We start from the raw sequence: 18,507 nt of genomic DNA, 5'->3' as shown, positions 1-18,507 counted from the left end.
GCGATGAGCGGGACGAACAGGACCCTGCTCTACGGCGTCGGCCTCGGGCCGGGCGCGCCGGACCTGATGACGGTCAGGGCACGCGAGATCATCACCACGGCCGACCGGCTGGTGCATTTCTGCAAGCGTGGCCGGCGCGGCAATGCCCGCAGCACGGCGGATGCGATCATCGCGCCCGATCCGGCCCGCGAGATCGAGCTCGCCTTCCCCGTGACGATCGAGGCCAGCGTCGGCGAGCCCGATTATGACGGGCCGATCGCAGCCTTCTACGAGGAGGCGGCCGAACGCCTCGCCGCGGAGATGCAGGCCGGGCGGACGCTCGCCGTGCTCTGCGACGGCGACCCGTTCTTCTACGGCTCCTTCATGCATCTGTGGCGGCGGCTCTCGCAGCGCTTCCCGACCGAGGTGGTACCCGGCGTCACCGGCATGACCGGCGCCTGGGGCGAGGCCGGCGCGCCGATTACCTGGGGCGACGATGTCATGACCGTGCTGCCCGGCACGTTGCCGGAAGCTGAGCTGACCCGGCGGCTTGCCGACACCGATGCCGCCGTGATCATGAAGCTCGGCCGCAACCTGCCGAAAGTCCGCCGCGCGCTCGTGGCTGCCGGGCTCGAAGGGCGCGCGATCTATGTCGAGCGCGCGACGATGGCGCGGCAGGTCGTGGCGCGGCTTACCGACAAGGTCGATGACGAGGCACCTTATTTCGCGATGGTGCTGGTGCCCGGCGAAGGGCGGCGCCTGTGACGGGCTCGCTCACGATCGTCGGGCTTGGGCCGGGTACAGCGGGCTGGATTACGCCGGCCGCGCAGGACGCGCTGGACGCGGCGACCGATATCGTCGGCTACGGCCCCTATGTCGATCGGGTGCCCGAGCGGACGGGACTGACCAAGCACGCTTCCGACAACCGCGTCGAGGTGGAGCGCGCCGCGCATGCCCTGCAACTGGCAGCAGAAGGTCGCAAGGTCGCGGTGGTCTCGGGCGGCGATCCCGGCGTCTTCGCCATGGCGGCGGCGGTGTTCGAGGCGCTGGAGGCCGGGCCGACGGCATGGCTGGCCATCCCGATCACGGTCGAGCCCGGCATTACCGCGATGCTGGCGGCTGCGGCACGGGCCGGCGCCCCTCTCGGCGGGGATTTCTGCGCGATCTCGCTTTCGGACAATTTGAAGCCCTGGGACGTGGTGACGGCGCGGCTCGAAGCGGTTCTCGCCGCCGATCTGGTGATCTGCCTGTACAATCCGATCTCAAAGGCCAGGCCGTGGCAGCTCGGCAAGGCGCTGGAGCTGGCGGCAAAGCATCGCCAGGCGGCAACACCGGTGCTCTTCGCTCGTGCCGTCGGGCGACCGGACGAGAACCTGCGCATCCTGACGCTCGCGGAGGCCGTCACAGCCGCGAGCACGGCGGACATGGCGACACTGGTGATGATCGGGGCTTCGAGCACGCGCCTGATCGCGCGCGAGGGCGCGGCGCCTTACGTCTACACACCGCGCTCGGTGGCGAAGATGCCCTGCGCCACCAGCCAGGGCAGGACCTGATCGATATGGTCGACGGTCTCGACAGCGGGCTTGGGCGGGCGTTCCACCATCACCACCGGCAGGGAGAGCCGGCGCGCCGCCACGAGCTTGCCGACCGTCGCCGGGCCCCCGGAGTTCTTGCTGACGAGGATCTCGACGCCTTCACGGCGCATCAGATCCTCCTCGTCATCGGCGTCGAAGGGGCCGCGCTGCTGGATGACGTCGACATGCGGCACCGGCAGGCGGTCGCCGATCGGCTCGATGGCGCGCACGAGATAGCGATGCTGGGGCGCATCCGCGAAAGCGGGCAGTTCCAGGCGTCCGACCGTCAGGAAGACGCGCCGCGGCTCGTCGCCCAGCGCCTGCGCGGCGGCCTCGATATCGGGCACGGATTTCCAGCGATCGCCGGCCCGCGGCTTCCAGGAATCGCGCCGGATCGCCAGCAGCGGCACGCCTTCGGCCTTGCAGGCGTGTTCTGCATGGAAGGGCATGATGGCGGCAAAGGGATGGGTCGCATCGACGACGGCGACGATGCCTTCCTCGACCAGATAGCGCCTGAGACCCTCGACGCCGCCGAAGCCGCCGGTGCGGACCGGCAGATTGCTCGGACGGGGATCGACGGTGTGGCCGGCAAGCGAGATAATGGCGCGAATATCGGGGGCCTGATCAGCCAGGTGCTGGTCAAGCGCAGCAGCTTCAGTCGTTCCGCCGAGGATGAGGACGGTCATGTCGCCAGTTTTGCGTGAATCGGAGGCTCTGTCGAGCCATGAGGCGCCCGCGCCTTGGCTCGTGCTGATCGGGCTCGGCGAAGATGGGGCCACGGGGCTCTGTCGGGAGGCGCTTGCCGCGCTGAACGAGGCGGAGATCGTCTTCGGCGGCGAGCGGCATATCGCGCTGGTCGGCTCCGTTCCGGGCGAGCTCAGGCCCTGGCCGCAACCGTTCCGCAACGCCCTTCCGCAGATCCTCAGGGAGCGCGGCCGCAAGGTCTGCGTGCTCGCGACCAGCGATCCGTTCCACTATGGCATCGGCAACAGCATCAGCCGGGCGATTCCGGCTGCGGAAATGCGGATCATCCCGCAGCTCTCCTCCTTCTCGATGGCCTGCACGCGGATGCGCTGGCCGCAGGAGGAATGCGCGCTGGTCTCACTGCATGGCCGCACACTTTACCGGATCGTGCCGCATCTCCAGCCCGAAGCCCGCATCCTCGCCCTGTCCTGGGACGAGACGACGCCACGCGCCGTGGCCGAGCTGATGACCGCGCGCGGCATGGGCGCGAGCCGGATCGTGGTGATGGAATCGCTCGGCGGGCCGCAGGAGCGCATCCGCGAATGCCGCGCCGACGCTTTCGACCTTAACGACATCGTGCCGCTCAACCTGATCGCGGTCGAGGTCGCCTCTACGCGCGATTCCCGCATCCTGCCGCTGGCGCCGGGACTCGACGAAGAGTGGTTCGCCCATGACGGGCAGATCACCAAGTCGGAAATCCGCGCGATCACGATCTCGGCTCTCGCCCCGCGCGGCGGCGAACTGCTCTGGGATGTCGGCGGAGGCTCGGGCTCGGTGGCCGTCGAATGGTGCCAGCGGCACCTGCGCAACCGGGCCATTGCCTTCGAAGCCAAGCCGGAACGGGCGGAGCGGATCAGACGCAACAAGCTGGAGCTCGGCGGGCTTTCCGTCGAGGTCACCGGCGAGGCGCCGGCCGGATTCGTCGGCCGCGAGGCGCCGGATGCGGTGTTCATCGGCGGGGGCTTGACCGAAGAAGGCCTGTTCGACGCCGCCTGGGCGGCACTGAAGCCGGGCGGACGGCTCGTTGCCAATGTCGTGACGATCGAAGGGGAGGCCAAGCTCGCCGCCCTCCATGCCGAGCATGGCGGTTCCTTACGCCGCATCTCGATCGACCGGCTGGCGCCCGTCGGCGGCAAGCATGGCTGGCGCCCGGCGATGCCGGTGACGCAATGGCGGGTCGAAAAGCCTTGAGCACGGGCCGTCTCGTCGCCGGCATCGGCATCCGGCCCGGTACCGAGGCCGCCGATATCCTCGCCTGTCTCGACCAGGCCCTGGCGAGCGCCGGGCTTGCCGGCGCATCGACGCCGCGCTTCGCCACGCTGGCGAGCCGCGTCGCGGAGGCCGGCATGGTGGCGGCTGCCACCGAGCGCGCGGCCGAGCTCGTCGCCATTCCCGACGAGGCCTTGAAAGGTTTCGAGGCCGCCTGCGCGACGCGCTCGACCCGAATCGCCTCGCTCTACGGTGTCGGTTCGGTGGCGGAGGCTGCCGCTCTGGCAGCGGCCGGACCCGGCGGCGAACTGGTGCAGCCGCGCATCGCAACCGCGCGCGTCACCTGCGCGCTCGCCAGAAGCCTCGCATGACCATCCATTTCATCGGCGCCGGGCCCGGCGCGCCCGATCTCATCACGCTGCGCGGACGCGATCTCATCGCAGCCTCGCCCATCTGCCTCTATGCGGGGTCGCTGATCCCGAAGGCGATGCTCGACTGGTGCCCGCCGGGCGCGCGCATCGTCGACACCGCTCCGCTCGATCTCGATGCGATCATCGCCGAGATGGAGGCCGCTCATCGCAACGGGCAAGACGTGGCGCGATTGCATTCCGGCGATCTCTCGATCTGGAGCGCCTGCGGCGAACAGATGCGACGGCTCGACCGATCCGGCATTCCCTATACGGTGACCCCGGGCGTGCCGGCCTTCGCCGCCGCCGCTGCCGTGCTGAAACGCGAACTGACCTTGCCGGGCGTCGCGCAATCGCTGGTGCTGACGCGCACCTCCGGCCGCGCCTCGGCCATGCCGGAGAAGGAAAAGCTCGCCACATTCGCCGCTTCAGGCGCGACGCTGGCCATCCACCTCTCGATCCATGTCGTCGAGCAGGTCGTTTCCGAACTGACGCCGTTCTACGGCACCGACTGCCCGGTCGCCGTGGTGTTCCGTGCGACATGGCCGGATGAGACCGTATTGCAGGGCAGGCTCGGCGATATCGCCGGGAAGGTTCGCGCCAGCGCGCTCGAACGCACCGCGCTGATCCTGGTCGGGCCGGCGCTGGTTGCCGATGATTTCGGCGAGAGCGCGCTCTATTCGGTCGATTACGACCGGCGCTTCCGGCCGCGAGGCGGGCAATGACGGCGCGCGGGCTCCTCATAGCCGCACCGCGCTCCGGTTCTGGCAAGACCACGATCACGCTCGGATTGCAGCGTGCTTTGGCGCGGCGCGGGTTGACCGTGCGCGGCCTGAAATGCGGGCCGGATTACATCGACCCGGCCTTCCATGCCTCCGCGACCGGCGCGCCGAGCGCCAATCTCGACAGCTACGCGATGACGGACGGGCTGCTCGGGCGGATCGCGGGCGAAGCGGCTCATGCCGCCGACATCGTCATCGCCGAAGGCTCGATGGGGCTGTTCGATGCCGTGCCGGGATTGGAAGGGCATACCGGCGCCAGCGCCGACATCGCCGCGCTGACCGGCTGGCCCGTCGTGCTCGTCATCGACGTCTCCGGCGCGGCGCAATCGGTGGCGGCGGTCGCGCTCGGCTGCAAGCTCTACGATCCGCGTATCCGGGTCACCGGCGTTATCCTGAACAAGGTCGCGAGCGCCCGGCATGAGCGCCTGGTCCGGCTGGGCATGGAGCGCATCGGCCTGCCCGTTCTCGGGGCGCTGCCGCGCGAGGCGAGCCTGATCCTGCCCGAGCGCCATCTCGGGCTGGTCCAGGCCGGCGAAACCGCCGATCTGCACGCACGGCTCGATGCGCTGGCGGAAGCTGTCTCGAAGGCCATCGATCTCGATGCCGTGATGGCTGCTGCCGGCGCCACGTCGCTTTCCAACATTGCCGGCGACGGCATTCCACCCCTGCCCGCGCCCGGAAGGCGGATCGCCATCGCACGCGATGCCGCCTTCTCCTTCGTCTATCCGCATGTCGAAGCGGGCTGGCGCGCGGCGGGCTCGGAACTAGTGCCGTTCTCGCCCCTCAAGAACGAGGCACCTCCGGAAAGCTGCGACAGCTGCTGGCTGCCTGGCGGCTACCCCGAATTGCATGCCGGCACGATCGCCGCGGCGGGTCTTTTCCTGGATGGTTTGCGCAGCTTTGCCGAAACCCGGCCGGTGCATGGCGAATGCGGTGGCTACATGGTGCTCGGCCGCAGCCTGATCGATGCCGACGGCGTCGCGCATAAGATGGCAGGCCTGCTATCGGTCGAGACCTCCTTCGCCAAGCGGAAGATGAATCTCGGCTATCGCCGGGCCGTCCTGGAGGCAGATGGTCCGCTCGGGCCAGCGGGCTCGGCTCTGACCGGCCATGAATTCCACTATGCGAGCATCGCCGCACAGGGCGAGGACCCGCCCTTCGCCGTCGTCACCGATCCGCATGGCTCGGCTCCCGCTCCCGCCGGCAGCCGGCGCGGGTTGGTGACGGGCTCGTTCTTCCACGCCATCGCCATGGCGGACACCGCGTGAGCCAACCGCCGGTCTTCGACGAAGGTTTTGGCCGGCAGTTCGAGGAATTGCTGCGCTGGCGGCGCGATGTCCGGCGGTTCAAGCGTGACCCGGTCCCGGCAGAGCTGATCGAGGCGCTGCTGGCGCAAGTCAGGCTTTCTCCCTCCGTCGGACATGCGCAGCCCTGGCGCTGGATGCCCGTTGCGGAACCGGCGCAACGCGCAGCCGTGCAGGAGAGCTTCAGCCGCTGCAATGCTGATGCGCTCGCATCATACGAGGGCGAGCGTGCCGCGCTCTATGCCCGGCTGAAGCTGGAGGGTCTGCGGGAAGCGCCCGTACAGTTCGCCGTGTTCTGCGACCACGGTACCGGGCGCGGCCACGGGCTCGGCCGACGAACCATGCCGGAAATGCTGGACTACTCGGTGGTCGCGGCAATCACGCAGTTCTGGCTGTCCGCACGCATCCATGGACTGGGCGTCGGCTGGGTCTCGATCCTCGATCCCCGGGAGATCGCGGGAGTCCTCGATGCGCCCCCGGAATGGAAGCTCGTCGCCTATCTCTGCGTCGGCTGGCCGGAGGAGGAAGGCGACGTGCCCGAGCTGGTCAGGGCTGGCTGGGAGCGCGGCTGAGCGCCAGGCCGGCGAGATCGCGCCGCAGGCCGAAAGCGGTGAGCACCGCCAAAAGGGCGAGAATTGCTACAAGCCAGGCGGCAGCCGTCCAGCCGATGCCGGAGATCACCAGCCCGACCAAGGCCGGGCCGAGAACCTGACCGAGATTGCTGCCCTGCATCAGGAGCCCGATGCTGGCCGGGACCAGATTGGGACGGGGCGCGAATGCGGCGGCGGTCGAGAGCAGGGTCGCGGGGATGAAGCCGCCCGCCGTCGCGAACAGGATACCGGACAGGAAAGCGCCCGCCGGCGGCAGGAGCGGCAGGAAGACGAAAACGGCTGCCAGCCCCATCGCGAAGCTGGCGCCGGCCAGCACCATGAGGCGTGACGCGCCGCGGGCGAGTAGCACACCCGCGAGCAGATTTCCGACGATATTGCCCGCCGTCGCGAGACCGCTCAGGAGGCCCGCAATCGCCAGGGAGCTGTGCATCCGCTCGATCAGCAGGACGGGCAGGAAGCTCAGCACCGCGAAGAACATCATGGCGTAAAGCGCGAAGCACAAAGCCAGCAGCAGCGGCCCGCGCGTCCGGAACATGTTGCCGGCATCGACCGCGAGCTGGCGCCAGGACACGGCCGCGCCGGGCGTCGCGGCCGGCACTCTCGACGCAACCGCGATCGCGCAAGCCAGCGCAAAGCCTGCCCCGGCCAACCAGATGGCGCGCCAGCCGCCGAAGAGCGGGCCGAGCAGCATCGCCAGCGCCATGCCGGCCGGCATGAAGCAGCTCCACAAGGCCATCGCGATCTCGCGGTCGCGCTCGCCGACGCAACGGCGCAGCAGGGACGGACCGGAGACGCTGACCATCAGGAAGCCCGAGCCCTCGACGACACGGCAGGCCAACAGGAGCCCGAAGCCGGAGGTCGCCGCCCCGAGCGCGCTGCCGAACGCGAGCAACATCAGGCCAAGCAACAGGATCCGCCGGTCGCCGAAGCGCGTCGCCAACGCGCCGACGGGCACGCCGCCGAAGAGGCCGAGCACCGCGAAGATCGAGCTGACCCAGCCGAGCACGGCGAGATCACGCCCGGTTTCGGCCTGGAGCAGCGGGATTGCTATGGCGGCCTTGCCGATCTGGAGCGAGGCGGCGATGCCGGCCGCGACGACCATAACCACGACCCACCAGTCGGTTCGAGCGGCTGTCATGCCTCCCGCCATTTCATCATTCTTGCGCAAGCTGCGTCACCTCGTTGGCCGGGCAGTGATGCACCCTCGTGCCAATCGATAGAAGTGAGATAATTCTCATCGAAACGATCTATAGGATCGATCATGCTCGACAATCTCTCCCTCGACCAGATGCGGATGTTCCTCGCGGTCTGCGATAGCGGCAGCTTCCGCGCCGCCGCGAAGGAACTCGGCCGCGTGCAGTCGGCTGTCAGCCATGCCATCGCCAAGCTGGAAGACGAACTCGGCGTCAGGCTGTTCGATCGCTCCGGCCACCGGCCGGTGCCGACGCCGGAAGGCCGGGCCCTGCTCGCGAATGTGCGCGACGTGCTGCTGCGCGTCGATGCGATGCGGGCCCGGGCGCGGGGTTTGCGCGAGGGCGTCGAGCTGGAATTGTCCGTGACGATCGACGTGCTGTTCCCGCCCTTGCTGGTCGGCGCGGCGCTGGCGGAGGTGAGCCTGGCCTATCCGTCCGTCGCGATCCGGCTTTCGGCCGAGGCCTTGGGCGGCCCGATCACGGCGCTGATCGAGCAACGCAGCCAGGTCTCGGTCATCGTCGGCGAAAGCTTTCGCGATCCGCGCATCGCCATCGAGGCGCTGACATCGATCGCGATGATCGCGGTGGCAGCGCCGCACCATCCGCTGGGGCGAACAAATGAGCGGCTGCTCGATGCAGCGGCGCTCGCCGACCATCTCCAGATCGTCCAGTTCGACCGCTCGCCGCTGACCGACCAGCGCGATATCGGCGTGATCTCGCCGTGGACCTGCCGCGTCGGCGGGCAGGACATCAAGCATGCGATGATCCGGGCAGGGCTGGGCTGGGGCCGGCTGCCGAACTGGCTCGCGGCGGAGGACCTCGCCAGCGGCCGGCTGGTGCGTGTCGAGACGAGCGTGCTCGGCCGGCGCGGTGGGCTTCCGGCCGAGGCCTATATCGGGCACCGGCTGGACGCGCCGCTCGGCCCTGCGGCGCGGACCTTCGCCACGGCGCTCAAACGGCTCTGCGCCAAGCCAGAGCTTGGTGACGGCTGAAACGAGAAAGGCCGGCCCGAGGGCCGGCCTTCCAGATCATGGGAACGGAGAGCGATCCGTCAGCGCCGGAAGCCGCCGCCGATCGCGCCACCGAGCACGCCGCCGACGATGCCGCCGAAGATCGCCGCGCCAGCGCTGTCACCGGAGTCGCCTTCACGCGTCCGGACACGGCCCTGATAGCCCGTGCTGGTCGTGCCGCGGCGCGGGGTCGTGGTCGTACCCTGGTAGGCCTGGCCGCGCTCGCGGGCGAGGTCGCGCCGATACATCTCGTCGCCGTCATAGGAGTTGACGTTGCGGGTGGCGGCCTTGCCTTCGCCGGCCGTCTTGGTGCTGCGCTTCTTCTCGGCCGCAGCCTTCTCCTCGGCGAGGACGGCCTGATAGGCGGTCTCGCTCTGGCTGCGCAGCGCGCTGACCTGCATCGCGGTCAGGAAGCCGGTCTCCGGGATGCTGCGCGACTTCTGCCAGGCCTGGATCGCCTTGCGCTGACTCGGGCCGAAATTCGTCGCGGCCTTGCCGGGCTGGAAGCCGCTGACGCGCAGGCGGGTCTGCACCTCGCGCCGGCCGGCATTGTCCAGCTTCATCGCGGTCTCGGTCTGCGCCGTGCCGATTTCCTTCTTGAGCGCCTCGTCATTGACGCCGGGAGGCGTCGCGAGGAAACCGCTCGCAGGCTTCGCCGCGTCGAGGCTGGCGAGGCGGTTGCGCGCGAAGGTCGCGAACTGGCCCGACGGGAAGGCGTCGAGATAGGCGCGGTAATCTGCGGCCGAGTTGCCGCGCTCTGCGACTTCCCAGGTCTTGATGTCGATCTGGGCGCGATCAAGCGACGGGGCGGCCGGCATCGCCGGCATCGGCACGGCCGCGTCGATGGTCTTGGTCGCAGCGACACCCGGATCGACGGAGGCGAGCTTCAGCGTCGGGTTCATCTTGAACTCGCCGATGATCGAGGAATTGGTCCAGGGCTTCTGCTTCTTGCCCGTGGTCTCCCAGACATCGGCGCGCACGCGGTCCATCACCGTGGTGATCGACACTTCCGGCGTCTCGATATGCTTGAGCAGCGCGCTGGTGAAGGGGCTGTTGCCGTCACGCTCGCCGTCGAGCGCGGTTGCACGCGGATCGGTGGCGAAGGCGATCAGGATGCCCGAGGCCGACTGCGTCTCGATCGCGGTCAGGCCGCGGGTGACGGCGCGCGACTTCGCGGCGAGCTGGGCAGCGAAGGGATTGTCGCGGCAGGCGTCGAGGATGACGATGTTGACGCGCTCGTCGCGCTGCATCTGGCGCAGCACGAGCTGGACGTTCACCGCCCGGAAATCGAGATCGGCTTCGGAGCGCAGCGAGGCGTCGACGGGGATGAGGTAGTTTTCGTCGCCGACGGCAATGCCGTGGCCGGCATAATAGACGAGACCGGCCTTGGCGCCGTCGAGCTTCTGCGCGAACTCGCGCACGATGCCCGTCATCTCGTCCATCTTGAGGTCGTAGCCCTCGACCACGTCGAAGCCGAGACGCTTCAACGCGGCGGAAATGCCCTTGGCATCGCGCTGCGGATTGGCGAGCGGCGGCACCGCCGTATAGGCGCTGTTGCCGATGACGAGGGCGACCCGCCGCTCGGGCACGGCCGCAAAGCCGGGAGAGGCCAGCGCCACCGCTGAGAGCACCAGCGCAAAGGCGACAGCCATTCGGGCACGGAACCCTGGAACCAGAGACGCGAAATTCACGACAACCTCCCCAATTCGGCAATCGGCTGCCCGCCCGCAACGGTCGGCGCAGCGCACGATCAAAAAACACGGCGGCAATATGGACGAAAGATGGCCGTCTTTTTTACCGCAACACGCTCCGATGGTAAACCGGAACGTCTCTTCGTCGCGCGAGCAGCAATGCGGGTTCAAATCCTTTCCCGCGATCACACGCCCGAGCGCGAGCATTGAAGCGTTACGAGGGCGCCCGCGTCCTTCAATCGCATGAGGCGAGCGGCATAAGACGAAGGGATGAGAGCGCGTCTGCCAAGACCGCTTTGAAACCCGCCAGCGTTGACTTATGCCCGGAGCGCGGTGCAGCATGACATGCAAGGGGAACCGCACAAGCAAGAAAGATAAAGCTGATGAAGGCTGGCAACCGGCATGCCTGAGGATACTATTCTTTCGACATCAGGTCTTACAAAAGAATTTGCCGGCTTTACAGCTGTGAACGGCGTTGACCTCAGCGTGCGCCGTGGCTCTATTCACGCGCTGATCGGACCGAACGGCGCCGGCAAGACGACCTGCTTCAATCTGCTGACCAAGTTCCTCGCACCGACGCGCGGCGCGATCGTCTATAACGGTCGCGACATCACCCGCGAGAAGCCGGCCGAGATCGCGAGGCTCGGGCTGGTACGCTCCTTCCAGATCTCCGCCGTGTTCCCGCAGCTCTCGGTGCTGACCAATGTCCGAATCGCGCTGCAGCGGCGCAAGCGCGGTGATTCGTTCGATTTCTGGCGCTCGGAGCGGTCGCTGAAGGAGCTCGACGCGGAAGCGGCGGCCCTGGTCGATGCGGTCGGCCTGACCCCGTTCCTCGGCCTGACCGCGGGCGAGCTCAGCTACGGCCGCAAGCGTGCGCTTGAGATCGCGACGACGCTGGCGCTCGATCCGGAGATGCTGCTGCTCGACGAGCCGATGGCCGGCATGGGCCGCGAGGATGTCGAGCGCATCGAAGCGCTGATCCGCAAGGTCTCGAAGAACCGCACCATCCTGATGGTCGAGCACAATCTCTCGGTCGTCGCCTCGCTCTCGGACCGCATCACCGTGCTGGCGCGCGGCCAGGTGCTGGCGGAGGGCGACTACGCCACCGTCTCGAAGGACCCGCGCGTGGTCGAGGCCTATATCGGCTCGGGAGTCGGCCATGGCCACCACTGAAGCGCTGAAGCCCCCCGTGGCCGCCACCGGCACCGCCGCGCTGCTCAAGGTGCGCGGGCTCGAGGCCTGGTATGGCGAGAGCCATGTCCTGCACGGCATCGATTTCGACGTCGCCCCCGGCGAGGTGGTGACGCTGCTCGGCCGCAATGGCGCCGGCAAGACCACGACGCTGAAATCGATCATGGGCGTGCTGGCTAAGCGCAAGGGCTCGGTCATGCTGGAGGGCAAGGAGACGATCGCCCTGCCCTCGCGCTCGATCGCAAGGCTCGGCATCGGCTTCGTGCCGGAGGAGCGGGGCATCTACTCGACCCTCTCGGTCGAGGAGAACCTGATGCTGCCGCCGCAGGTGAAGCCGGGCGGCCTGCCGGTCGAGCAGATCTTCACGCTCTTCCCCAACCTCAAGGAGCGGCTGAAGAGCCAGGGCACCAAGCTCTCCGGCGGCGAGCAGCAGATGCTGGCGATCGGCCGCATCCTGCGCACCGGCGCCAACCTGCTGCTGCTCGACGAGCCGACCGAAGGTCTCGCACCCGTCATCATCGACCAGATCGGTGCCACCATCCGCATGCTCAAGCAAAAGGGCTTCACCATCATCCTGGTCGAGCAGAACTTCCGCTTCGCCCAGACGGTCGCGGACCGACACTATGTGGTCGAGCAAGGCAAGGTGATCGACATGATCCCGAATGCCGAGCTCGACGCCAATATCGACAAGCTGCATCGCTATCTCGGCGTCTGAAGCAGCGCGATCCACCAGAACAGCACCGGCTCGCCCGGTATCGACAGAGGGAGAACGATCATGAAGCTGAAGACGATTCTCGCGACCACGGCGCTCGCCACCCTGATGGCGGCGCCGGCATTCGCGCAGCAGATCACGGTCAAGGCCGGTGTGCTGAACGACCGCTCGGGCCTCTATGCCGACCTCGCCGGCGAGGGCTCGGTGATCGCGGCGCGCATGGCGGTCGAGGACTTCAAGGCAGCCGAGAAGGGCATCAAGGTCGAGATCGTCTCGGCCGACCACCAGAACAAGCCCGATGTCGGCTCGACCATCACCCGGCAGTGGTACGACCAGGACGGCGTCGACCTGATCCTCGACGTGCCGACCTCCTCGGTCGCACTGGCGGTCAGCCAGATCACCAAGGAGAAGAACAAGGTCCATATCAATTCGGGCGCCGGCACCTCGGACCTCTCCGGCAAGGCCTGCAGCCCCAACACCATCCACTGGACCTACGACACCTACGCGCTGGCGCAGGGCACGGGCGGCGCGATGGTGAAGGCCGGCGGCGACAGCTGGTTCTTCATGACCGCGGACTACGCCTTCGGCCATGCTCTGGAGCGCGACGCCAGCGCCACCGTCACCAAGAACGGCGGCAAGGTGGTCGGCGCCGTCCGCACCCCGTTCCCGGGCACCGACTTCTCGTCCTTCCTGCTGCAGGCCCAGGCCTCCAAGGCCAAGGTCATCGGCCTTGCGAACGCCGGCAGCGACACCACCAACGCGATCAAGCAGGCGGGCGAATTCGGCATCGTCGCCGGCGGCCAGAAGCTCGCGGGCCTGCTCGTGTTCCTGACCGACGTGCACTCGCTCGGCCTGCAGGCGGCGCAGGGCCTCGTGCTGACCGAGTCGTTCTACTGGGATCGCGATGACGGCACCCGCGCCTGGTCGGACCGCTTCGCCAAGCTCAATAACGGCAAGAAGCCGACCATGGTCCAGGCCGGCGTCTATTCCGGGCTGTTGCACTATCTCAAGGCGGTCGAGGCGACCAAGAGCAAGGATGCGGCCGCCGTCGTCGCCAAGATGAAGGAACTGCCGACGGACGATCCGCTGTTCGGCAAGGGCTCGATCCGTCCCAACGGCCGCAAGATGCACGACATGTATCTCTACGAGGTCAAGAAACCCTCGGAGTCGAAGGGTCCCTGGGACTACTACAAGCAGGTCTCGGTGCTGCCGGCCGAGCAGGCCTTCCAGCCGCTGGCCGAGACCGGCTGCTCGCTCGTCAAGTAAACCGCGGCTGAACGCCGCCTAGAAGTCCTCCGCCGTCATCCCGGGCGACCGCAGGTCGACCCGGGATCCATCGGAGGGCTCCGGAACTCTACGATGGATCCCGGCTCGGCGCTTCGCTTGGCCGGGATGACGAAGAGGTTCCAATGCCCACCCACCAGATGATCTGAGCCCCGCATGTTCGAACTTCTCGGAGTCCCGCCGCAAGCGCTGTTCGGTCAGGTCCTTCTCGGCCTGATCAACGGCTCGTTCTACGCCATCCTCAGCCTCGGGCTGGCGGTGATCTTCGGGCTGCTCAACATCATCAACTTCACGCATGGCGCGCAGTACATGATGGGCGCCTTCGTCGCCTGGATGTGCCTGAACTATCTCGGCCTCAACTACTGGGCCGCCCTGCTGCTGGCGCCGATCATCGTCGGCGCGACCGGCGTCGCGGTCGAACGATTGCTGCTGAAGCGCATCGCCCATCTCGACCATCTCTACGGCCTGCTGCTGACCTTCGGCCTGGCGCTGATCATCCAGGGCGTGTTCCGCAACCAGTACGGCTCCTCCGGCCTGCCCTACGCCATCCCGCCGCAGCTGACCGGCGGCCAGAATCTCGGCTTCATGTTCCTGCCCAACTACCGGGCCTGGGTGATCGTTGCCTCGCTCATCGTCTGCCTGGGCACCTGGTTCCTGATCGAGAAGACCAAGCTCGGCGCCTATCTGCGGGCCGCGACCGAGAACCCGACCCTGACCCAGGCCTTCGGCATCAACGTGCCGCTGCTGGTGACGCTGACCTATGGCTTCGGCGTTGCGCTCGCCGCCTTCGCCGGCGTGCTTGCCGCGCCGATCTACTCGGTCAACCCGAACATGGGCGGCGACCTGATCATCGTCGTCTTCGCGGTCGTCGTGATCGGCGGCATGGGCTCGATCATGGGCGCCATCGTCACCGGCTTCTCGCTCGGCCTGATCGAGGGCCTGACCAAGGTATTCTACCCGGAGGGCGCCGCGACCGTGATCTTCGTGATCATGGTGCTGGTGCTGCTGGTGAAGCCGGCCGGCCTGTTCGGCCGCGCGGCCTGACGCGCAAGCAAGGACTGAAGACATGACCGACCTTGCCTCGACCGACACATCCGCCAGCGGCCTCGCCCTCAGCGAGACCGACGACAGCACGGCGCGCCTGCACCGCAACCTGTTCATCGCCATCGCCGCGGTGCTCGTGGTCGCGCCCTTCGTCGCCTACCCCGTCTTCGTGATGAAGGTGCTGTGCTTCGCGCTGTTCGCGCTCGCCTTCAACCTGCTGCTTGGCTATGGCGGCCTGCTCTCCTTTGGCCACGCCGCCTATTTCGGCATGGCGAGCTATGTCTGCGCCTACACCGCCAAGCACTGGGGCCTGACGCCGGAGCTCGCGATCCTGCTCGGCACCGCCGTCAGCGCGGTCCTCGGCCTCGTCTTCGGCGCGCTCGCCATCCGCCGCCAGGGCATCTATTTCGCGATGATCACGCTGGCGCTCGCCCAGATGGTGTTCTTCTTCTCGCTGCAGACGCCGCGCTTCACCGGCGGCGAGGACGGCATCCAGGCCGTGCCGCGCGGCAAGTTCCTCGGCCTGATCAGCCTCGCCGACGACCGCGCGCTCTACTGGCTCGTCGCCGCGATCTTCCTGGGCGGGCTCCTGCTGATCTACCGCGTCATCCACTCGCCCTTCGGCCAGGTCTGCAAGGCGATCCGCGACAACGAGCCCCGCGCCATCTCGCTCGGCTACCGCGCCAACCAGTACAAGCTGATGGTCTTCGTGCTCTCGGCGACGCTGGCGGGCCTTGCCGGCGCGACCAAGGCGATCGTCTTCCAGCTCGCCTCGCTCACCGACGTCTACTGGACCATGTCCGGCGAGGTCGTGCTGATGACGCTGGTCGGCGGGCTCGGCACCGTCTTCGGGCCGATCGTCGGCGCCATCGTCATCGTCGCGATGCAGAACTATCTCGCGACGCTCGGCGCCTGGGTCACCGTCGTCCAGGGCGTGATCTTCGTGCTCTGCGTCCTGCTCTTCCGCGAAGGCATCGTCGGCGTCATCGCCAAGGCGATCAAGAAGCCGCTCTGAGAGCGGCTTCGATCTAACGGATCAGCTTCGAGACCGTCCGGAACTGCGGATGCTCGGCGCTCCGCAGCCACTCGAACAACACCATCTCGGTGGTGACGATCTCGGCGCCGTGGCTCGCCATGCGCTGCAAAGCGATCTCGCGCGAAAGCGGCACGCGCGAGCCGATCGCATCGGCGGCCACGACGACGCGGCGGCGATGCTCCAGCAGCGTCAGCACGGTCTGGCCGACGCAGACATGCGCCTCGCAACCGCAGATCACCAGTTCGCGATCCCCTGCCACGGCTTCGAGGAAAGCGGGCTCGCCGCAGGCGTCGAAACTCATCTTGGTCACGGCCGGAGCGACGCCAGCCAACTCCGGCACCGTGGCACCGAGGCCGCGCGGATACTGCTCCGTCAGGACGGCGGGGACATCGAGCAGGCGCGCCGCCTCCGCAAGACGCCCGGCATTGAGCAGCACTTTCTCGCCGTCATGGATCGCGGGCATCAGCTTCGCCTGGAAGTCGATGACAACCAGCATGGCGTTCCCGGCGCTGAGCAGCGGCATGAGCGGCCTTCCTCTTCGTGTCCGTCTAAGAGAAGAGCATAGCGCTTCAAGGAGCCGCCTGCGTCAACAGGCGCGGCATCTTCGGGCCGTGCGTCGCTTGACTTGCCCAGCGGCAGTCAACATGCAGATGAGATGGACGGTAAACAGATCGTTCCCTTCACGACGACGCTGCATGTGCGCGACCATTGCCTGTGCCTGCATGTGCAGCGCGCGGCGCGGGTGCTGGCGCGCCGCTTCGACGACGCCTTGCGCCCGGTCGGGCTGACCAACGGCCAGTTCTCGCTGATGATGGCGCTGAACCGCCCGGTGCCAGCCTCGCTCGGCCCGGTGGCCGACCTGCTCGCAATGGACCGGACGACGCTCACCGCCGCCTTGAAGCCATTGCAGCGGCGCGGACTCGTCACTGTCGCGGTCGACCCTGCCGATCGCCGCGGCCGACTGCTGACGCTGACGGAGGCCGGGATGACGCTGCTCGCCTCAGCCGTGCCGATCTGGCAAGAGACGCACGCCGTCATCGAGGCCGCGATGCCCGATGCCGCGCCGGAAACCTTGCGTGACACGCTGCGCAGCCTCGGCCGACCATAGTCCCCGCCCCGCCCAGGCCGCAGGGCCGCTCCATCAATGCGACTCTGGCGCATGGCCCGCAGTGCCGTTACCGTCCCGCCATTCCCCAGACGCAAGTAAGATCGTAATTCCATGGACAAGCGGCTCGACACTCCCGCCCCGGCCGCAGCCATGACGCCGGCGGATATCCGCTCGGTCCTGATCGGCGTCATGCTGGCGATGTTCCTGGCCGCGCTCGACCAGACCATCGTCGCAACCGCCCTGCCGACGATGGGGCGCGAGCTCAACGACGTCACGCATCTCTCCTGGATCGTCACGATCTACCTGCTCGCCTCGACCGCGGTGACGCCGCTCTACGGCAAGCTCGCCGATATCCATGGCCGGCGCGTGACCCTGCTCGCCGGCATCGTCGTCTTCGTGATCGGCTCGATCGCCTGCGCTTTGGCGCCGTCGCTCTGGCTGCTCGTCGTCGCGCGCTTCGTGCAGGGGCTTGGCGGTGGCGGGCTGATCGCGCTCGCCCAGACCATCGTCGGCGACATGGTCCCGCCCAAGGAGCGCGGGCGCTATCAGGTCTATTTCGCCAGCGTCTTCATGTCCTCCTCGCTGCTCGGCCCGGTTCTCGGCGGCTTCCTCGCGGAGAAGCTGCACTGGTCGGTGATCTTCTGGATCAACCTGCCGCTCGGGCTCGGCGCCTACTGGATGTCGAGCGCGGCGCTGAAGCGGTTGCCGCGCCATGAGCGGCCGCACAAGCTCGACGTGCTCGGCGCCGTGCTGATGACGCTGGGCACGGTCTCGCTGCTGCTCGCCCTGTCCTGGGGCGGCACCGCCTATCCCTGGCGCTCGCCGCAGATCGCCGGCCTCGTCGGTGTCTCGCTCGTGCTCTGGGCGCTGTTCGCCTGGCGCCTGCGCCGGGCGGCGGAGCCATTGATCCCGCTCGACCTCTTCGGCAATCGCGTCGTGCGGCGCGGCACGGTCGCGGCCGGCTTCGGCATGGGGACCTTCATCGGCCTGACCATCTACCTGCCGCTCTATTTCGAAACGGTGATGGGCCTGAGCGCCACCCATTCCGGCCTCGGCCTGCTGCCGCTGACCTGCGGCACCGTTCTCGGCGCGACGAGCTCCGGCCGGGCGATGTCGCAACTCACCCATTACAAGCGCGTGCCATTGGCCGGGCTGTTCGTCGCGATGGCGGGCTCAGGCGTTCTCGCCGCCTTTTCCGGCCAGATTCCACTCCTGCCCTTCTGCGTCATCCTGGCGATCGTCAGCATCGGCTTCGGCACATTGTTGCCCGTCGCGACGGTTTCGATCCAGAATGCCGTGCAGGCGCATCAGCTCGGCACGGTGACGGCGGTCGCCAATTTCTTTCGCCAGATCGGCGGGGCGCTGATCGTCGCGGTGTTCGGCGCGATCGTGCTCGGCGGCGTCGGCGGGGCCGGCGCGCAGCTTTCGCCCGAGGCGCTGAAGCTCGGCACCGTCGATCGCGGGACCATGGTCGTGCTGTTCCGCTATGTCTTCGGCGCGGCGAGCCTCGGCTTCGCGCTTGCCTGGCTCTCGCTGGCGCGGATGGAGGAACTGCCGCTGCGCGGCCGGGCAGTCGAGGCGGCCAAGGCGATCGGCGGCGAATAGGGGAAACGGAACCGGCGCGACCG

Annotated in this window: 19 protein-coding genes; 15 read left to right on the top strand and 4 right to left on the bottom strand. The window is 67.9% G+C overall.

Going from position 1 to position 18,507, the window contains the following annotated elements:
• The first annotated feature begins 3 nt into the window (after positions 1 to 3).
• Positions 4 to 744, top strand: coding sequence for a precorrin-2 C(20)-methyltransferase (locus tag AC07NY_RS10930; RefSeq protein ID WP_494583854.1), 741 nt, complete (start codon positions 4 to 6; stop codon positions 742 to 744).
• Positions 741 to 1,532 (top strand): precorrin-3B C(17)-methyltransferase, encoded by a 792-nt coding sequence (cobJ, locus tag AC07NY_RS10925; RefSeq protein ID WP_494583853.1) that lies wholly within the window; start codon positions 741 to 743, stop codon positions 1,530 to 1,532. The genes AC07NY_RS10930 and cobJ overlap by 4 nt, the downstream gene beginning before the upstream one ends.
• On the opposite strand, the gene AC07NY_RS10920 is transcribed toward cobJ, so the two are convergent.
• Positions 1,475 to 2,239 (bottom strand): cobalt-precorrin-6A reductase, encoded by a 765-nt coding sequence (locus tag AC07NY_RS10920; RefSeq protein WP_492287504.1) that lies wholly within the window; start codon positions 2,237 to 2,239, stop codon positions 1,475 to 1,477. The two genes, cobJ and AC07NY_RS10920, sit on opposite strands and share 58 nt — an antisense overlap.
• Between AC07NY_RS10920 and cbiE the strand changes: the two genes are divergently transcribed.
• The 5 genes from cbiE to bluB are packed head-to-tail and all read left to right on the top strand — an operon-like array spanning position 2,238 to position 6,571.
• Positions 2,238 to 3,488 carry a precorrin-6y C5,15-methyltransferase (decarboxylating) subunit CbiE gene (cbiE, locus tag AC07NY_RS10915; RefSeq protein WP_494583852.1) on the top strand — a complete coding sequence of 417 codons (1,251 nt, stop codon included), beginning with the start codon at positions 2,238 to 2,240 and terminating at the stop codon, positions 3,486 to 3,488. The genes AC07NY_RS10920 and cbiE overlap by 2 nt on opposite strands.
• Positions 3,485 to 3,877 (top strand): cobalamin biosynthesis protein, encoded by a 393-nt coding sequence (locus AC07NY_RS10910; protein ID WP_494583851.1) that lies wholly within the window; start codon positions 3,485 to 3,487, stop codon positions 3,875 to 3,877. The genes cbiE and AC07NY_RS10910 overlap by 4 nt, the downstream gene beginning before the upstream one ends.
• The gene (cobM, locus tag AC07NY_RS10905) at positions 3,874 to 4,638 is read left to right on the top strand and encodes a precorrin-4 C(11)-methyltransferase (RefSeq protein WP_494583850.1); all 765 of its coding nucleotides are present in this window, start codon (positions 3,874 to 3,876) and stop codon (positions 4,636 to 4,638) included. The genes AC07NY_RS10910 and cobM overlap by 4 nt, the downstream gene beginning before the upstream one ends.
• Complete coding sequence (locus AC07NY_RS10900; protein ID WP_494583849.1) at positions 4,635 to 5,963, top strand: cobyrinic acid a,c-diamide synthase CobB; 1,329 nt, start codon at positions 4,635 to 4,637, stop codon at positions 5,961 to 5,963. The genes cobM and AC07NY_RS10900 overlap by 4 nt, the downstream gene beginning before the upstream one ends.
• Positions 5,960 to 6,571, top strand: a complete 612-nt coding sequence (bluB, locus tag AC07NY_RS10895; RefSeq protein ID WP_494583848.1) for a 5,6-dimethylbenzimidazole synthase — start codon at positions 5,960 to 5,962, stop codon at positions 6,569 to 6,571. The genes AC07NY_RS10900 and bluB overlap by 4 nt, the downstream gene beginning before the upstream one ends.
• On the opposite strand, the gene AC07NY_RS10890 is transcribed toward bluB, so the two are convergent.
• Positions 6,546 to 7,748 carry an MFS transporter gene (locus AC07NY_RS10890; protein WP_494583847.1) on the bottom strand — a complete coding sequence of 401 codons (1,203 nt, stop codon included), beginning with the start codon at positions 7,746 to 7,748 and terminating at the stop codon, positions 6,546 to 6,548. The two genes, bluB and AC07NY_RS10890, sit on opposite strands and share 26 nt — an antisense overlap.
• A 123-nt stretch (positions 7,749 to 7,871) precedes the next feature.
• Between AC07NY_RS10890 and AC07NY_RS10885 the strand changes: the two genes are divergently transcribed.
• Positions 7,872 to 8,795, top strand: coding sequence for a LysR family transcriptional regulator (locus AC07NY_RS10885; RefSeq protein WP_494583846.1), 924 nt, complete (start codon positions 7,872 to 7,874; stop codon positions 8,793 to 8,795).
• Positions 8,796 to 8,854: 59 nt separating this feature from the next.
• Here the strand turns inward: AC07NY_RS10885 and AC07NY_RS10880 are convergent, their stop codons facing one another.
• Positions 8,855 to 10,465 carry a caspase family protein gene (locus AC07NY_RS10880; protein WP_494583845.1) on the bottom strand — a complete coding sequence of 537 codons (1,611 nt, stop codon included), beginning with the start codon at positions 10,463 to 10,465 and terminating at the stop codon, positions 8,855 to 8,857.
• A 441-nt stretch (positions 10,466 to 10,906) separates the two neighbouring features.
• Here AC07NY_RS10880 and AC07NY_RS10875 point away from each other — a divergent pair, with 441 nt between their 5' ends.
• From AC07NY_RS10875 to AC07NY_RS10855, 5 genes are all read left to right on the top strand, one after another.
• The gene (locus AC07NY_RS10875; protein WP_492287495.1) at positions 10,907 to 11,677 is read left to right on the top strand and encodes an ABC transporter ATP-binding protein; all 771 of its coding nucleotides are present in this window, start codon (positions 10,907 to 10,909) and stop codon (positions 11,675 to 11,677) included.
• Entirely contained in the window at positions 11,664 to 12,410 is a 747-nt protein-coding gene (locus AC07NY_RS10870; RefSeq protein WP_494583844.1) for an ABC transporter ATP-binding protein, read from the top strand. The genes AC07NY_RS10875 and AC07NY_RS10870 overlap by 14 nt, the downstream gene beginning before the upstream one ends.
• 60 nt (positions 12,411 to 12,470) lie before the next feature.
• Positions 12,471 to 13,673 carry an ABC transporter substrate-binding protein gene (locus AC07NY_RS10865; protein WP_492287493.1) on the top strand — a complete coding sequence of 401 codons (1,203 nt, stop codon included), beginning with the start codon at positions 12,471 to 12,473 and terminating at the stop codon, positions 13,671 to 13,673.
• 174 nt (positions 13,674 to 13,847) lie between these two features.
• Positions 13,848 to 14,735, top strand: coding sequence for a branched-chain amino acid ABC transporter permease (locus AC07NY_RS10860; protein ID WP_492287492.1), 888 nt, complete (start codon positions 13,848 to 13,850; stop codon positions 14,733 to 14,735).
• 22 nt (positions 14,736 to 14,757) lie between these two features.
• Entirely contained in the window at positions 14,758 to 15,750 is a 993-nt protein-coding gene (locus AC07NY_RS10855) for a branched-chain amino acid ABC transporter permease (RefSeq protein WP_492287491.1), read from the top strand.
• Positions 15,751 to 15,763: 13 nt separating this feature from the next.
• On the opposite strand, the gene AC07NY_RS10850 is transcribed toward AC07NY_RS10855, so the two are convergent.
• Complete coding sequence (locus AC07NY_RS10850; protein ID WP_494583843.1) at positions 15,764 to 16,294, bottom strand: isochorismatase family protein; 531 nt, start codon at positions 16,292 to 16,294, stop codon at positions 15,764 to 15,766.
• Between the two features lie 132 nt (positions 16,295 to 16,426).
• Here AC07NY_RS10850 and AC07NY_RS10845 point away from each other — a divergent pair, with 132 nt between their 5' ends.
• Together AC07NY_RS10845 and AC07NY_RS10840 are read left to right on the top strand one after the other, a co-directional pair.
• A complete protein-coding gene (locus AC07NY_RS10845; RefSeq protein ID WP_494583842.1) occupies positions 16,427 to 16,879 on the top strand; it encodes a MarR family winged helix-turn-helix transcriptional regulator in 453 nt (150 codons plus the stop codon).
• A 111-nt stretch (positions 16,880 to 16,990) separates the two neighbouring features.
• Entirely contained in the window at positions 16,991 to 18,484 is a 1,494-nt protein-coding gene (locus tag AC07NY_RS10840) for an MDR family MFS transporter (RefSeq protein WP_494583841.1), read from the top strand.
• Positions 18,485 to 18,507 lie beyond the last annotated feature (23 nt).

Source organism: Allobosea sp. GW821-FHT09G06, assembly GCF_059416005.1.
This window is presented reverse-complemented; position numbering and strand designations above follow the sequence as displayed.

Bases quoted from the DNA above. Each gene is read 5' to 3' on its own strand.
- AC07NY_RS10880 (WP_494583845.1), bottom strand. From the start codon at position 10,465: ATGGCTGTCGCCTTTGCGCTGGTGCTCTCAGCGGTGGCGCTGGCCTCT.
- AC07NY_RS10850 (WP_494583843.1), bottom strand. From the start codon at position 16,294: ATGCCGCTGCTCAGCGCCGGGAACGCCATGCTGGTTGTCATCGACTTC.
- AC07NY_RS10920 (WP_492287504.1), bottom strand. From the start codon at position 2,239: ATGACCGTCCTCATCCTCGGCGGAACGACTGAAGCTGCTGCGCTTGAC.
- AC07NY_RS10870 (WP_494583844.1), top strand. From the start codon at position 11,664: ATGGCCACCACTGAAGCGCTGAAGCCCCCCGTGGCCGCCACCGGCACC.
- AC07NY_RS10845 (WP_494583842.1), top strand. From the start codon at position 16,427: ATGGACGGTAAACAGATCGTTCCCTTCACGACGACGCTGCATGTGCGC.
- AC07NY_RS10840 (WP_494583841.1), top strand. From the start codon at position 16,991: ATGGACAAGCGGCTCGACACTCCCGCCCCGGCCGCAGCCATGACGCCG.
- cbiE (WP_494583852.1), top strand. From the start codon at position 2,238: ATGTCGCCAGTTTTGCGTGAATCGGAGGCTCTGTCGAGCCATGAGGCG.
- AC07NY_RS10900 (WP_494583849.1), top strand. From the start codon at position 4,635: ATGACGGCGCGCGGGCTCCTCATAGCCGCACCGCGCTCCGGTTCTGGC.
- AC07NY_RS10855 (WP_492287491.1), top strand. From the start codon at position 14,758: ATGACCGACCTTGCCTCGACCGACACATCCGCCAGCGGCCTCGCCCTC.
- AC07NY_RS10890 (WP_494583847.1), bottom strand. From the start codon at position 7,748: ATGACAGCCGCTCGAACCGACTGGTGGGTCGTGGTTATGGTCGTCGCG.
- AC07NY_RS10875 (WP_492287495.1), top strand. From the start codon at position 10,907: ATGCCTGAGGATACTATTCTTTCGACATCAGGTCTTACAAAAGAATTT.
- AC07NY_RS10865 (WP_492287493.1), top strand. From the start codon at position 12,471: ATGAAGCTGAAGACGATTCTCGCGACCACGGCGCTCGCCACCCTGATG.
- cobM (WP_494583850.1), top strand. From the start codon at position 3,874: ATGACCATCCATTTCATCGGCGCCGGGCCCGGCGCGCCCGATCTCATC.
- AC07NY_RS10885 (WP_494583846.1), top strand. From the start codon at position 7,872: ATGCTCGACAATCTCTCCCTCGACCAGATGCGGATGTTCCTCGCGGTC.
- AC07NY_RS10860 (WP_492287492.1), top strand. From the start codon at position 13,848: ATGTTCGAACTTCTCGGAGTCCCGCCGCAAGCGCTGTTCGGTCAGGTC.
- AC07NY_RS10930 (WP_494583854.1), top strand. From the start codon at position 4: ATGAGCGGGACGAACAGGACCCTGCTCTACGGCGTCGGCCTCGGGCCG.